Consider the following 15,200-nt stretch of genomic DNA (forward strand, 5'->3'; position numbering starts at 1 on the left):
AAGCCTGCTGATGCAGGCTTTTTTAATGAATCTAATGACTATTTCATAGGATCAAACAGCGATTTAATGCATCGAAATATTACAACGGATTCATCAACAGACCACGCATAGACAATACGCGGCGCAAGATTAAACCAGGGGAATTCGAATTGCGGGTCTGACGCAAATTATGGGCAATCATAAACTCTTGGCGTAAGTCCTGATCTAAGTCTAACGCTTCGAATGATTCTATGGTCAAAGTCTGCTGTTGATTATCAATCAATGACTTAATCACGCTTAAAGGGAATGATTGTTCGGCATTAGCATTTAAATAGGCAAATGCCGTGAGCGCGATAATTTGGCCGAACACACTGAACAGGGCCAAGGTTTGCACTTCATCAGCATCAACCTCAACGCCTTCCATCTCCGCTAAACTGTCCACCGCATCTGTTGCAATATCTTCAGTCAACTTCCAATAACCTTGGACTAACTTTTTATAAGGTTGCGGCAGCTCATCGAGGCGTTCTTTCAGATAAAACGTAAAGGCATAACGATAGATATTCACTTGACCTAAGCGGATTAAAGCTTCTTTCAACGAGCGAGTTTTATGATTTTCCACTACAGCTGCCTGTGCGGAATTACTGCGCATTAGCATGTGCGCCGCCAATGCGGGATCGCTCGAGATAATGTCGATCACGTTACGAATGTCGCCTTCAGCGAGGATCGCTTTTTTGAGTGGAATTAAAATCCCTCTGCGGCCAATCACTTGCTCTTCGTTCGCTATGATAGCTCTAACTTGAGTAAAAACCTGTTGCTCAAGATCAGTCATAAGACACTTTGCACCTGTTTATTAACAATAAGATGATTCGGTTACAGCTCACATCATACCTAAAATACTAAGAATTTCAGCCATAAACAGCAGAGTAAAACATAAATTACTACTGTTTAGTTATTGCTGCCCGCTAATCACTATAGATAACGACAATTAAACCACTCTACTGAAACGATATTCAAGACTATACCTATTTTAAGATTTATTCCTTGAACCAAGCCTAAAAAATATAAAGCCAGACTGAGTCTGGCTTTATCGATAGCTGGCGAATCAATGCCTAGAAGCGATAACCAAGGGTAAAACGAATATCGCGGCCTCGACCAGAGTAATAACTATCACCCCAAAGGCCACCGTAATAGCCTGCGCTGACATAGTCTTTATCAAATAGGTTATCGATACGCAGGCTGGCAAGCCAAGCATCACGGTTGTAGTTCAAGGCTAAATTACCGAGCACGTAACTGGCCAGCTTATCGCCTTCATTACCGTTATCACCTTCCACAAAGCGATCACCCGTGTAGATAGCTTCGGCAAAGACTTGGAAATGCTCAGCAAAATCCATACTGACATATCCGCGCCCCGTGTGTTTTGCCACCCAAGATAGCTCCTTGCCATCATTGTTACCGTCGGTAAATTCGGCATCGATATAGTTATACTCAAGCCCTAGTTGTACTGCTTTAGTCACCTGCCAATCCCAATCGGCACTCGCGCCATAACGACGAGAAGCGTCAGCATTGACATTTGCGCCATCGAAATTACCACCAATAGGCTTAGTGGCGCTTGAGTCATACACAATTTCATCTTCTAAATCGAGACGGTATAGGCTCACTCGTAGAGTTTGGCTAGCAAGAGTCCAATCCCAACCCGCTTCATAGGAGCGACCCGTTTGCGGCTTTAAGCCAAGTACACCAGGCGATGTATAAGCTTGCTCATCCACTTTCGCAAAACGGAAGTTATCATCAGCGCGAACATAAAGTCTGTACTCAGCAGTTGGACGGTAATTTAAACCCAGTTCAAATGCGTGGGCATTTTCGTCTAAATCCATGCCATTAGGATAGACATTACCATCGACTAACTCGTCGGTCACCCGCGCATAACGACCACCCACAACGTAGCTTAAGGTATGGCTTAAAGGCACTGTGGCTTGTAGATAGGCGCTTTGCATTTGCTGTACATTACTACGCGCCATAGTGTCAAAATCAGCCTTACCACGGCTGATGTCTAAACCTGTGACTAGGTTTAGCTCACCTTGACGCGTACTGTAGCTCGCTAACGCTTTAGGACTAAACATCAACAGTGAGCGTGTGTTACGACTCTGTCCCCAGTTCAATGATGACACTAAGGTATCGCTGTAATCTAAATCCGCCGCCAGCGCCCAGTTTTGATTGAGCTGATGCTGGTAACCCGTGCGCGCCGCCGTAGTCATTTCATGGGAATATTGCTTATCGTTACCAGAGTAACGTGGGTTATCTTTAAATTGCTTTTCAGTCAGCGAGCCCGGATTTTCACGATCGTTGTCGTAGTAGCTAGTTTCAACAAAGAAGGAGTCTGTGGCCGTTTTATATTGAATGCGACCTAAAATCGACCCTGTTTCATTGGCATTATGCTTGCGGTAGTTGTCACCTTGGTTATAGCTACCAGTGAAAAAGTAACGCCAATCCTTGTTGATCGCGCCAGACACATCACCGCGACCTTCATAGGTATCAAAGCTGCCGCCGGATAACTGCACGCTACCACCAGTATTTTCAGGAGATTTAGTGACAATATTGATCACGCCGCCTACCGCTTGATCGCCATAGAGCACACCCGCACTACCCGATAAAATTTCGATGCGCTCGACTTGGTTAAGCGGTATGGCATTAAGGCTAGGGGCGGCGATATCGATATTATTGAGGCGACGACCATCAAGTAAAATCAGCGTGTTATTAACGGCAGTGCTGGCGCTAAAGCCACGCATCGCAAAACTAGTACCGATGTTATTATCCGAAATTTGAATACCGCTTTGACCGCGTAAAACGTCAGTCACGCTAGTGGCACCGCTCATTTCAATCGCCGCAGCGTCAATCACATTCACATTCGCGGCAATATTTAACGGGGTATTGTCAGAGCGGCCGATCACGACAAGATGCTCGTCGACTTTAGCTGTGCTGGTATCGCCTGCCGCCATAGCGGGCGCGATAACGGAAAAACTGCAAAGGCTACCGATAAGTAGCGCGATTTTTGTTGGATTTGTTCCCATTTTACCTTTAACTCCTGCAAGGAAAACGGGGCATTAGCGCCACGATACTGTTCATTCAGTAAAAGATACTGACAGTGACTATCGCATTTTGAGATCTGCCCACCGAAATCTCAAAAACACCTTTAGGGCCGGTCTCCGGACTTAGGCTATGTTAATCCCTTAAAAATTGGATTAACGCGAGACTGACCTTTGACATTCTGACTATCGGGTTCGGTCTTGAACTCACCAATCAAACGCGGTCTTCTCTCACCTTTTACCGTTGCGGGGGCAGTGCCAGAATTCCACTGGCTTCCCGATTATCTCGCGGCTTTTGCACGCAAGCACCTCAGAAGGTTGACTAAAAATTTGATTCATAGGGTACAGCCATCAATAAAACAGCGATACTCCCTTAAGGCTCAGCACATTATAGAGCCTGAGCGCGCGCATTATAGACGTCTATACGGATAAAAGTCCATCAAACTCAAGCGAGCGTCTACAGCCTACTTCAAGGAGAATGGGACTAAAGTGGAAATAAAATCTTGGCTATTATCCGCCTGCAGCGGCGGTTTATCGGCAGAAAAAACGGCACCTCGCATCGACTTATGCAACAGATACAAATCTTTATTGCCACTAACAACCGTATAGTAGCCAATTTCCCCTTGAGGAGTTGAAGCATAGGCTTTGGAATTCAGTGCCGTCACACCGTGCATATTGGGCATGGCTGTACAGCCTAGAATCGCATGAAATCCAGCGTGCCCATCGACTTCGTTGTCACCGAGCTTCTGGTACACCACTTCGCCGTCACAGGTCGATTTATAGGTCTCGGCCATCGCATCTAAGAAGCGCTCAGGGCTAATACTCTCGGCCATATCCTTAAAACCCTGCACGCAAAATAGCGCACTCCACTGGGTTAATGCTTCCTGCTCTGGCACAAACTCTGCCATAAACATGCCTGCTTGCTCCTCATGATAAGCCTGTTTCCAGCCCGCAGGCAGATTGAACCCTAATTGCTGACCAAATACGGGCAATACATGGGTATGAGCAGCGCCGCTTTCGCTCCGGGGCATATCTAATGTGGCTTGAACAGGCTCTGAGCCAATTAAGCTGCAGAGTAACAACACACTGGCACCTTGAAATAATCCAATAGGTGAACACAATGCTAATTTCATACTTATCATCCTTGTATCGCACTTATAACTAATACTAATTAATACGACATCATGAAATTGAACAGAAAACACCCAGCATTCTAGCGAATAACCCAGATTGAAAACAGTCAAAAGCTTAGATTAACTGCCACTTTGAAAGAAATAATCACTGTCACGGCTTGAATAACAGAGAAATACTCCGTTTATCTGCGCCGTGATGGTAAAAGAGGTTAATGCTATTCGCTAAATAACCACATTTTTACTTCTGGTTTTGGCCTTTCCTGACTTAGAATCGCCTGCCGTTGCTCTGGCGTTTCGCATTGGGTAGCAGGGGTAAAATCCAGCGGCTTAATCACCAACGAATCGGCAGGCTGCAGCGGAGATTTGGCGAACATCTCGTTATTCATCGACCAAGAGACCCATTCCCCCTTTTCACTGATCCCGACATAACCCTCACCCGCCCTCGCTAACCAAGTTAATCGCGGGATGCGTTCTATGAGCTTCTCGACATTTTCTAGGTTAGCCCTATAGCCTACTGGCACGACTTTGCCGTCAGGACGGGTGAATACAAATGATGCTGAACCTATAGTGATTTTGCTTCCCTCCTGCCAATATCGATTGAGGATCTCTTGGGCATAGTGAAAACCATATAGATAGGCGTAGTCAGTGTCATCGACGAGGATTTGCGGTACGGCATTGTCACGCAGCAACAGAAATCCCGTGCCGACACTGACAATACTGTTCACGCCTTTAATATCTGTTTGTTTGAGCCAATCGATACCGCAGTTCGTTTCATTGCCCCAAAAGTGCGCTTCTCCCGCTGGACTTAAGATTGCAAAAGCACAGCTATTTGACGTAATACTCACGACATCCTGAAGCGCACTGCGAATAGGGTAAATATCGCTACTCTGCCCCCAAGTCACGACACTGCCATCCTTTTTCAAAGCGGCATAGGTCCCTTGGGTATACTCAACACGCACAACATCCATTAACTGCGGCAGCAGCTTTTTCATATTGGTTGAACGTTCAATTTGCCCCCAAATCACAGTGCTGCCGTCTTTCTTAAGTGCCGTAAAACTTCGTCCTTCAGCAAAGATATCGACTATATCCACCAGTTTATCCTGCACATGCTGGCTATTGCCGCCTTCGGGCCCATAACCCCAAGTGTGCACTTTTCCACTGGCATCGAGTGCGGCTACCGCCTCACGGTTAGCATAGAGTTTAGTGATGTTTGTCATACGGCTTTGCAGGGCTTTGTCGAGACTCAGTTTCCCTGCACGTCCCCAGTACACCACAGTGCCATCTTCACGCAGGGCGGCAAAACCTTCCTTTACAGGCACGACTTGTTTAACGTGTTTAAGCTCCGCAGCAACTTCGCGGCTATCGCCGCCGCTAAAACTATTTCCCCAAGTGATCACATCGCCATTTTGGGTGATGGCAGCCACTGCCATATCATTTACTATCACGGAACTTACTGCCGGTAAATCACAGGGAATATGGCGATACTGCGGACTCGGTTTTTCCTTAAATTGGATGAGTTTACCATTATCGAACTGCAGCAATGACTCGTTATTGCTTTCAATAATGGCCATAGGTTGAGGATCGCTGCAGCCAGAGATTTGCATGGCAACCATGCCCGCGAGTAAAGCCTTAGGCCAAGTGATTCGATGAGTGAGCATTACTTATTTCCTTGTATTTGCTTGGATATGTCATTCAATGTTGTGCAGCGGACAGAGCGAGAATGGATTTACCTAACATCGCCTAGTGTCAAAAACGGGCAGAATTCTAGCAGCTTGTTAATAAAAAGACGAAAACGCTCACAGTTTGCTCTGCAAGTACCCTCCACAGGCTAGCGCCTAACTTATGGCATGCTATTCTAAGCATTCAGTACCGCTGTTTAAAGGAGTAACAGTATGACTCGTCACATCATTCTTGATTGCGATCCCGGCCATGACGATGCTATCGCACTGATCTTAGCCTTAGCTCACCCAGACCTCGTTCCCCTTGCCGTCACGACTAGCGCAGGCAATCAAACCCCAGATAAAACCCTCAACAACGCACTGCGGATCTTAACCCTGTTAAACCGTGGTGATATCCCTGTCGCGGGCGGTGCCACTAAGCCGCTAACACGTGAACTGATTATCGCCGACAATGTTCACGGCGAGACTGGCCTCGATGGCCCAGCATTACCCGAACCGAGCTTCAGTCCACAAGCCATAACGGCCGTTGAACTGATGGCGCAACAAATCCGCCAAAGCACACAGCCAGTGACTTTAGTGCCCACGGGGCCGCTGACTAACATCGCCCTTTTACTGGCGAGTCACAGCGAGCTACACCCTAAAATCGAGCGTATTGTGCTAATGGGCGGCGCAGCCGGTGTCGGCAATTGGACGCCTGCCGCCGAGTTTAATATTTTTGTCGATCCCGAAGCCGCCGATATTGTCTTTAAGTCAGGCATTCCCATCACTATGTGCGGGCTCGATGTGACCCATCAAGCGCAAATCATGGATGCAGACATAGAACGGATTCGCGCCATCCCAAATCCAATTGCTCAGTGCGTCGCCGAGTTATTGGATTTCTTTATGATTTACCACAGAGATCCTAAATGGGGCTTTATTGGTGCACCTCTGCACGACCCCTGCACTATCGCTTGGTTGCTCAAACCTGAACTGTTTGAAGCACAAGATTGTTGGGTAGGGATTGAAACCCAGAGCGAGCTGACCCTTGGTATGACAGTGGTTGATCGCTATCAACTCACTGGCAAACCCGCCAATGCGACCGTGCTGTTTGGGCTCGATAGACTAGGCTTTGTCGATTTACTGGTAGACAGTTTACGTGTCTATGATCCAACTTATCTCAATCGCAGATGAAAATAACAGTGAGTTTTCTATGAGCCAGATACTCGTTATCGGCAGTGCAAATGCCGATCATGTGATGAAATTTGAGTACCTGCCCGCAGCAGGGCAAACCTTGATGAGCCGAGATTATCGCCTCGAACTGGGCGGCAAAGGTGCCAACCAAGCCGTCGCCTGCGCTCGCTTAGCCAAACCAGGCACCCGCACTGACTTTATCTGCCACCTCGGCCAAGACAGTATCGGCGATGATATGCGTCAAAGCTGGATTAAAGATGGCATCAGTACAGAAGGAATTAGCCAAATAGCGGAGCAGAGTACCGGCACCGCGATGATTTTTATCGGTGACAACGGTGAAAATACCATTGGTGTTGCAGCTGGTGCCAACGCCACTCTTTCACCCGATGATTTAGAACATCACTATGCTCTGTTTGCTAATGCTCAGTACTTATTAGCACAATTAGAAACCCCTGCTGCCACAGTGGCAAAAGCGCTAAAAATGGCCAAAAATCTTGGTGTGACGACGGTATTAAATCCCGCTCCAGCGACCGCCCTTGGGCACGATGTACTCAAATGGGTTGATGTGATTACGCCTAATGAGACTGAAGCAGAGGCTTTAACTGGCGTTGAAATTAACCATCTCGATGATGCTCAAATGGCTGCGCAGCTTCTGCACCAGCAAGGTGTAGGAATTGTAGTGATCACTTTAGGCAGTCGCGGCGCATATACCAGCAGCCAAGGTTTTACCGGACTAGTGCCCGCACTTGAAGTGCAAGCCATAGACACAGTCGCTGCAGGGATACCTTCAACGGCGCCTTAGTCGTTGGCTTGAGCGAAGGCATGTCGATTGCTGCGGCGGTGGGATTTGCTAATGCGGCCAGTGCCATTACTGTGACTCGCCAAGGCGCACAGCGTGCTATCCCTTATCGGCAGGAGCTTTCGTACTAAAAAAGTAAGCCACTCTGAGTTAGATGCTCTGAGTCAGACTTTCTAAATTATCATTTATAAATCAAAGCTATAAATCAAAGCCATTAATGATAATCCGCGAGTATTTAGTTGGTTCCAGCTAAGTACTCGCTCGTCTATGTGTACCGCTAGCGATTTTGCCGTTACAGAATTTTGCAGTCACTGAGAATGCAGCACTCAAACGAAAGTTGCATATACATAATTTACACGCTGATTTCATTCCCATTTAATAAAGATTGCTTATGCTGGCAGGCGCATGTCCGAGTCAAAAGGACTCGGCTACCCTTGTTCAAATAAGGAAGTACCAGATGAAAGCAAAAAGCACAGCTTTACGTAACGTGACCAGCACTAGCCTAATCGGCCTAGGATTATTATTCGCTAGCCAAGCGAGTGCCAACGAATGTGAACTGAAAATTGCCGCCACTGATGCAATGCAATTTGACACTAAAGAGCTGTCTGTACCTGCAAGCTGTAAGGAAGTGACCTTAACCTTAACCCACTCAGGCACTTTGCCAAAAGCAGCTATGGGCCACAACTGGGTATTAACTAAGGCAGCCGATATGTCAGCCGTAGCGACCGAAGGTATGAGTGCCGGTCCTGATGCAGCCTATGTCAAAGCGGGTGATACTCGCGTTATCGCTCACACGCCATTAGTGGGCGGCGGCGAATCAACGTCTATCACCTTTAGCACTGCTGGCATGAGCGCTACTGAAGCCTACCAATTCTTCTGCAGCTTCCCAGGTCACTGGGCGATTATGCAAGGTAGTTTCAAGCTAAAAGCTTAAGGTGAATGGCTTAGCCTAACGTTAAGTGATAAAAACAAAAAAGCGGATCTTAGGATCCGCTTTTACATTCCAGCCATTGCATTTAGCCGCAATAATTCATCAGGGTCTTGGTTGGATGACTAATGGCGCAAAGCTCGTCATCGCATTACCGTTAGCGCCGTTCAAGTTAGGATATTCAACCCCTTCCTGTAAGGTGTAATACACGTCGACAAAGTCATCGTCATTGGTGAACCAAGCATCCGGCATCACACTTAAAATACCATTGGTGATTTGCGGGATCAGCGCATAACCCTGAGCTTCAGGATCGGGGATCGACTTTAAGATCTGCTCCGCCGCTTCCAACAACTTAGTGGCCAACACTTTATAGTTAGTGCCATCGTCATGCTCCATTAGGATCATGTCCGCAGCCGCCCAACGATAACGCTCCCAATGGATGATGATTTGATTCGGATAATAGGTCGTATCCGCATAATCTAAATAGGGCATTTCGACGATATCGAGCACAGGTTCTTCACGGCTCGGGTCAACCCCAGTCACTATGCCGTAAATCTCGGCACGACCAGAAATCCACGGCTCATGGTCATCCTTCAAGGATATTTGTTTGATCACTGTGGTTGAAATAGGCTTGTCTGCCACCGCCTGTGTTTGCGCACGGCTCAGTAGCGCGCCATCTTTTTTCGCCGATTGTACTTCGGCAAATGTCGCCCGCATCACCTCTAAGCCAGCCACAAAGGCTTTTTTACTGTCGATACCGACCACAAACACCGGCTGCTGCGGTAGGTTATACACGTCTAATTGATGCACTTGCCCATGAATATCAAAGGCTTCAATATAATCCCACTGACTCTCGTCACCATCGGGCTCATAGGCAAATAAAGGAGACTCACCTTGCTGCCATGGGGTTAACATGGTTTCATCCGCCAGACGCACTTGCACCAGAGAATCCGCTTTGGCACTTAAGCCCTTCACTCGGCGAATCGACGCATCGGCTTTGGTGATCACATTATCATTGAGCCTATGCTGAGACAGAATGTCATCGGCATTTACTGCCAACTGATACTGGTTTATTTCAGTCTGTAAGATAGGCGCAAGCTGCGCATATTGATGGCTCAAATCTAACGCCAATGCCCGCTTAGTATTGGTTAACTGAGCTTGTGCATCCAAAGTCGAATCCTTTAGCGACGCCTGTAGCAAGCGTAACGCCTCTCCATCTAAGGCTTGGCCATAACTCATGGTTGCCGAAGCCGACAAACACAGCAATAAACTGGATTGAAGTAGTTTCATAGGTGTTCCCTTACCTTAATAATATTAAACGTGTGTTCAAATTATCTACATATGAGCACAGACCCGAATCCAAGTAAACCAAATGATAATAATTATCGTTATTTATTAATAGTATAGAATACGCAATAGTGCTGAAACTCGCTAAAAACAAGACAGTTATCTAAAAATAGAATAATAACGATAACGACCCTTAATCGGCCAAAACGTGCGGAATAAACAGGAAGAAACAACAAATGGGTTTACAAGCTAAAGTAGCTCGAGCGACAAAAACACAAAAGGCGGATCCTAAGATCCGCCTTTTGTTATTCATAGCCAGAGTGACGTTTCAGAACGCGTCATGCGCGCCCTAACAATCACACTAGCTTGATAAGACAATACTGAACGAGTGAGTGTTACTCTTCGTCGAAATCATCTTCATCAAGATCTTCGGCATCAGTTGCCGCTTCAGCCGCTAATGCTGCCGCTAATTTTGCTTTAGCTTGTTTCTCTGAACGACGCTTGTTGCGCTCAGTTAACGTACCTAAAAACACTTGTAATTCAGTTAAGCCCCAAGCTTGCGCTTCAGCTTCGGTCGCAAAACCATCATGGCTCTTAGACACAACCGTTTTAGTTGATGTCATGCGACGAGTGATTTCAGTTTTCCAACCTTTGTCGCCCTGTGTCACGCGAAAATCGTATTTTTTGCCCTTGCTCATTCTGCTCTATTTCCTAAATGATGCTTGTCACGTTTGTCTTATCAAGCGAACCAAACGCTCATCATAAAACAAAAGGAGCGCAGTGTACTTGATTTCGGCCCAGAAAGATCGCCCAGATGAAAATATTCATGCCAGTTTCATCGACTCGCCCAGTGGAGTCAATTCTCAAGTCTAAAACAACACTGCGCATATATCCCGCTCATCCTCTATCGATGGCTGTTTATCGCGAGCTAGCGCAAACAAACATGCCTAAGATAATCGTCATGCAAACGGTATATATTCTTGTTTATGTCATAAAAATAGGCTTTTTTAGTCACATTAACACTTTAGAGTTTCTGATTAATATTAATAATTTACATCATTACTCATAGGTAAATCTGATGAAACTACGCCCTATTTCGTCGCTCTCACTCGGCCTGTTAATTGCCACCAGCGCTTTATTAGCTGGTTGCAATAGTGACGATAACAACACAGAAGTCACGCCACCTGCCAGCAAACCTGTTCCAGCTCAAGTGGGAGAAAGACCTTTATTCCTCGTGCGTCAAATGCAAGACAGCGCACTTAAAACCCGCTTAGAACAATGTACCACTGACAATTTTTATCGCAGCGAGTTTTCCATCGGTCACCGTGGCGCACCAATGCAATTCCCTGAGCATACAAAGGAATCCTACCAAGCGGCTATCGATTCTGGCGCTGGCATAGTTGAATGTGATGTCACCTTCACCGCCGATAAAGCTTTAGTTTGCCGCCACTCACAGTGCGATCTTGCCAGCACGACCAACATTTTAGCCGTGTCTGAACTGGCTAATAAATGTTCGAGCCCATTCACTCCAGCCGATGCAGCCAATGGCGTCAGCGCATCGGCGACCTGTTGCACCAGCGATATCACCCTCGCCGAATTTAAAACCCTCAAGGGTAAAATGGAAGGCAGCAATCCTAAAGCGACCACTGCGGCCGAATTCATCAATGGCACTCCAAGCTGGCGCACCGATCTCTACGCTGGCAATGGCACCTTGATGACCCATGCTGAAAGTATTGAAATGTTTAAAAAAGCTGGCGTGAAGATGACGCCAGAGCTCAAAGCCGCCAGCGTATCTATGCCATTCGATGGTTTTACTCAGCAGGATTACGCGCAAAAAATGTTAGATGAATACACGGCGGCAGGCGTCGATGCTTCGCAAGTATTCCCTCAATCATTTATCTTAGATGACATCAAATATTGGGTCGCCAACGCACCTGAGTTTGCGAAACAAGCCGTATTTCTCGATGACAGATACGATTATAACAGCGCTTTCGATCCGCAAAACTCTGCCACTTGGTCACCATCAATGGCAGATTTGAAAACCCAAGGCGTCGAAATTATTGCGCCGCCACTCTGGGTTTTAGTCGCCTTAGATGCGGATAAGAAATTAATTCCTTCGGAATACGCTAAGGCCGCCAAAGGCGCTGGGCTTAAGATCATCACTTGGTCGCTGGAACGTTCTGGATTATTAAAAAATGGTGGCGGCTTTTATTATCAAAGCATTACCGAAGCCATAGATAACGAAGGCGATACCTTTGAATTACTCGATGTGTTAGCTAAAGATGTCGGTGTGATTGGAGTATTCTCCGACTGGCCCGCCACTGTGACTTACTATGCGAACTGTATGGATTTATAAGTCGTCGATATAGAAAACAAAAAATGCGTTAACGATTAATCGTTAACGCATTTTTTATTGCGAAAATAGTCTATATCTCGCCGCGAGCAAGCTATTTAAACAGGTGCTGGATATTCTTTAAATCGCCCTTACCTTCGGCAATTTCTTCCGGCGTTAAACCTGTGACTTCATGCGGGAACACTAACCAGTCTTCAGAGGCATGGATGTAATAGTCAGGCTTTAAAGGCACGGCGGTATTTTTTGGCTTGTAATAAGGGCAAGCGATACGGATATCAGTTGGCATATTCAGGCGCATCAACTGACCGAGTTTTTCTTTTAATGCATGGATACTGCGACCAGAGTCAAACACGTCATCCACAATCAATAAACCGTCGCTAGCGTTCGCATTTTCAACGATGTAATGCAGGCCGTGAACTTTGATTTCTTTGCTTTGCTTATCAGTGCCAATCCCATAATAGGAAGAAGTACGCACGGCAATGTGATCGGTTTCTACTTGTTTAAAGTCGAAAAATTCCTGTACCGCGATCCCGATTGGAGCGCCGCCACGCCAAATACCCACGATAAACTGCGGACGAAAGCCACTCTCATACACTTGCGAAGCTAATAAAAATGAATCTTCCAGCAATTGCTGCGCGGTAACAAAATACTTTTCTGACATGACACAGTCCCCATCACATTGATTTTATTCTTAGGTCGTTAAAGCAAAAGCTTATGACCCCTGTAAGGTCTGTTCGGCGGGTAAAGGTTCCCAAAACACTAAAACAGCTTTGCCTTAGCAAGTGTAGGCAGCCGCCGAATTTTGGGAGCGAATTTTATACCAAAAAAATGCGATGTGCTGCAGTAATAGTAAGAACTTGCGTGACAACAGACATTTATTTTGCCTTTTTAGGCAAAAAGCAACAAAAAGGCCACCCTAAGGTGGCCTAAAAACAGCGAATAAATATCTGCGTTAAACGATAGGCGTAATCACATGCTCGCCCACTTTTGCCTTGGCGCTATAACCACGTGCCGTTGCCGCTTGGAAATCCTTCGATAGAATGGTATCCACATAATGCCAGTCGCTGCGCACCTCATCAGCGGTGAAAGTGAGCGTCATAAAGCCGCGATCTCTTAAGTTAGCGTACTTAAGATCTGGCACTAACTCGACGATCGCCGCCTCAGTCGCAGGGATCTGCTCAGCGGGCAGATTCAAATAGTACTCAAGACCTGGTGAAGACACTGAGCTGGTCGCAAACTCCACCCCAACGGTATCGCCATTCACATCTTTAAGCTCGTTAGCCCAGGCATTATGGGTATCACCCGCGATCACGACTAGGTTGAGGTTTTTCGATTTAGCCGTACCTAAAATCACCTCACGCTCATAGGCATAACCGTCCCAAGCATCTAAGTTGTATGGAATGGCAGGTAATTGCAGCAGTGCGATAACTTCTGGGGTTAATAAGGCTTGATTAGCCTGAAGATATTGCAACTCTTGGGCGGTCAGCGTGGGATCATTTGCCGCAGCACGCGCCGCTAACTTAGCTAACGCGCCTAACATAGCATATTGGGGAATGCTCATCTGCTGAGTCGCAATCGCCGCCGGCAATGACATCTTGCCCATCAAAATCTGTTGCCCTAACACCTGCCACTTACCCGTTGCTTGCAGCAAAGTGCCTTGCAGCCATAACAATTGCGTCAGACCCAGCATAGTGCGAGTGGTCGAAGTCACATCGGCAAGGAAACGCTCACCCGCAAACGAACCCGTTGTCGGATCCATATAGTTGGCATAATCGAGCTGTTTATCACGGGCCAATACACGGGTATCGAGCATGTGCAGGTCGACGAGATTTCCGTAACTGAAGCTGCGGTAAATCTCTTCATGGTTCCCTTCGCGCCATGGACGAATAGGCAACCATTCGAAATAAGCTTGCAGTGCCGCTTCTTTGCGGACGGCAAAATCGCCTTCGCCTTCGTTATGATTCTCAGCGCCATCACGCCAAGTATCGTTGGCCACTTCGTGATCATCCCACACTGTGATAAAAGGCACTTTCGCGTGTAACTTTTGCAGGCTCGCATCGGTATGGTACTGAGCATAACGGGTGCGATAATCGCCCAACGTCAGCAACTCAGTGGCCGGTAAGACTTCACGGCCAAGCTCTGCAGCATGCTCACTGGCATAACCGCCACGGGCATATTCATAGATGTAATCGCCTAAATGCACCACGGCATCTAAGTCATCCTGCGCCGCCGCTAATTCATAGACGTTAAAGTATCCGGCTGGAAAGTTCGCACAGGACATCACCGCCAGTTTGACAGAACTCACATCGCCCTCAGGCAGAGTACGGGTTTTACCCACGGCTGAGGTTTTGTCACCTGTCATAAAGCGGTAAAAGTAGTTTTGGCCAGCACGTAAACCGCGGGCATCAATCTTAACCGTATAGTCACGGCTTGCATTAGTGACCATCTCACCCGTGGTCACTAATTGACTAAAAGCCGCATCGCTTGCCACTTGCCAGCTCACTTTTACATCGCTCTCAGACTCAGGCGTGACACGGGTCCAAAGGATCACAGCATCAATCGCAGGATCACCACTGGCAATCCCATGTAAAAATTGCGCGGGTACAGAATTATCATCATTACTATCGCTACAGCCCATCAAGCCGTAAGAGATCACAGCAACGCCAACACCTTTGGCCGACATAGCCAAAAAGTCACGACGAGTTACGGTACGATTCATTATTATTATTCCTTGTTAGATAAGGCTTCACTGGTATGAGGTCTAATGAGACCCCGATTGTGAGACATCA

The 15,200-nt window shown here is 46.9% G+C and carries 11 protein-coding genes, 1 pseudogene and 1 riboswitch; of the genes and pseudogenes, 4 read left to right on the forward strand and 8 right to left on the reverse strand.

Translation table 11 applies throughout. The annotated features are described in order from the left end of the window. Positions 1-79: 79 nt before the first annotated feature. The 4 genes from KV201_RS00215 to KV201_RS00230 form a co-directional block, all read right to left on the reverse strand. A complete protein-coding gene (locus KV201_RS00215; RefSeq protein WP_226058180.1) occupies positions 80-808 on the reverse strand; it encodes an HDOD domain-containing protein in 729 nt (242 codons plus the stop codon). 280 nt (positions 809-1,088) lie between these two features. Next, entirely contained in the window at positions 1,089-3,047 is a 1,959-nt protein-coding gene (locus KV201_RS00220) for a TonB-dependent receptor (RefSeq protein ID WP_226058181.1), read from the reverse strand. 108 nt (positions 3,048-3,155) lie between these two features. Then, positions 3,156-3,390: riboswitch (cobalamin riboswitch) on the reverse strand. Between the two features lie 136 nt (positions 3,391-3,526). After that, positions 3,527-4,195 (reverse strand): hypothetical protein, encoded by a 669-nt coding sequence (locus KV201_RS00225; protein WP_226058182.1) that lies wholly within the window; start codon positions 4,193-4,195, stop codon positions 3,527-3,529. A gap of 215 nt (positions 4,196-4,410) precedes the next feature. After that, positions 4,411-5,853: a hypothetical protein gene (locus KV201_RS00230; protein ID WP_226058183.1), complete on the reverse strand. Its 1,443-nt coding sequence runs from the start codon at positions 5,851-5,853 to the stop codon at positions 4,411-4,413. Positions 5,854-6,087: 234 nt separating this feature from the next. On the opposite strand from KV201_RS00230, the gene rihA reads away from it, so the two are divergent. The 3 genes and pseudogenes from rihA (at position 6,088) to azu (ending at position 8,777) form a co-directional block, all read left to right on the forward strand. Further along, complete coding sequence (rihA, locus tag KV201_RS00235; protein ID WP_226058184.1) at positions 6,088-7,044, forward strand: pyrimidine-specific ribonucleoside hydrolase RihA; 957 nt, start codon at positions 6,088-6,090, stop codon at positions 7,042-7,044. Between the two features lie 19 nt (positions 7,045-7,063). Continuing rightward, positions 7,064-7,974: pseudogene (gene rbsK, locus KV201_RS00240) on the forward strand (ribokinase). A 326-nt stretch (positions 7,975-8,300) separates the two neighbouring features. After that, on the forward strand, positions 8,301-8,777 hold the full coding sequence (gene azu, locus KV201_RS00245) for an azurin (RefSeq protein ID WP_006080224.1): 477 nt from the start codon (positions 8,301-8,303) through the stop codon (positions 8,775-8,777). Positions 8,778-8,876: 99 nt separating this feature from the next. On the opposite strand, the gene KV201_RS00250 is transcribed toward azu, so the two are convergent. Both KV201_RS00250 and KV201_RS00255 read right to left on the reverse strand, forming a co-directional pair. Next, a complete protein-coding gene (locus KV201_RS00250) occupies positions 8,877-10,061 on the reverse strand; it encodes a DUF3103 domain-containing protein (RefSeq protein ID WP_226058185.1) in 1,185 nt (394 codons plus the stop codon). A gap of 392 nt (positions 10,062-10,453) precedes the next feature. Further along, complete coding sequence (locus KV201_RS00255; RefSeq protein ID WP_006080221.1) at positions 10,454-10,756, reverse strand: DUF3622 domain-containing protein; 303 nt, start codon at positions 10,754-10,756, stop codon at positions 10,454-10,456. 380 nt (positions 10,757-11,136) lie between these two features. On the opposite strand from KV201_RS00255, the gene KV201_RS00260 reads away from it, so the two are divergent. After that, on the forward strand, positions 11,137-12,414 hold the full coding sequence (locus KV201_RS00260; RefSeq protein ID WP_226058186.1) for a glycerophosphodiester phosphodiesterase family protein: 1,278 nt from the start codon (positions 11,137-11,139) through the stop codon (positions 12,412-12,414). Between the two features lie 91 nt (positions 12,415-12,505). Here KV201_RS00260 and KV201_RS00265 read toward each other — a convergent pair whose 3' ends face one another. Together KV201_RS00265 and KV201_RS00270 are read right to left on the reverse strand one after the other, a co-directional pair. Next, positions 12,506-13,072, reverse strand: a complete 567-nt coding sequence (locus tag KV201_RS00265; protein ID WP_006080219.1) for a phosphoribosyltransferase — start codon at positions 13,070-13,072, stop codon at positions 12,506-12,508. A 291-nt stretch (positions 13,073-13,363) separates the two neighbouring features. Then, a complete protein-coding gene (locus tag KV201_RS00270; RefSeq protein ID WP_226058187.1) occupies positions 13,364-15,130 on the reverse strand; it encodes an alkaline phosphatase in 1,767 nt (588 codons plus the stop codon). Between the last annotated feature and the right edge of the window lie 70 nt (positions 15,131-15,200).

Source organism: Shewanella sp. SR1, from assembly GCF_020447145.1.
Taxonomy (GTDB): Bacteria; Pseudomonadota; Gammaproteobacteria; order Enterobacterales; family Shewanellaceae; genus Shewanella; species Shewanella baltica.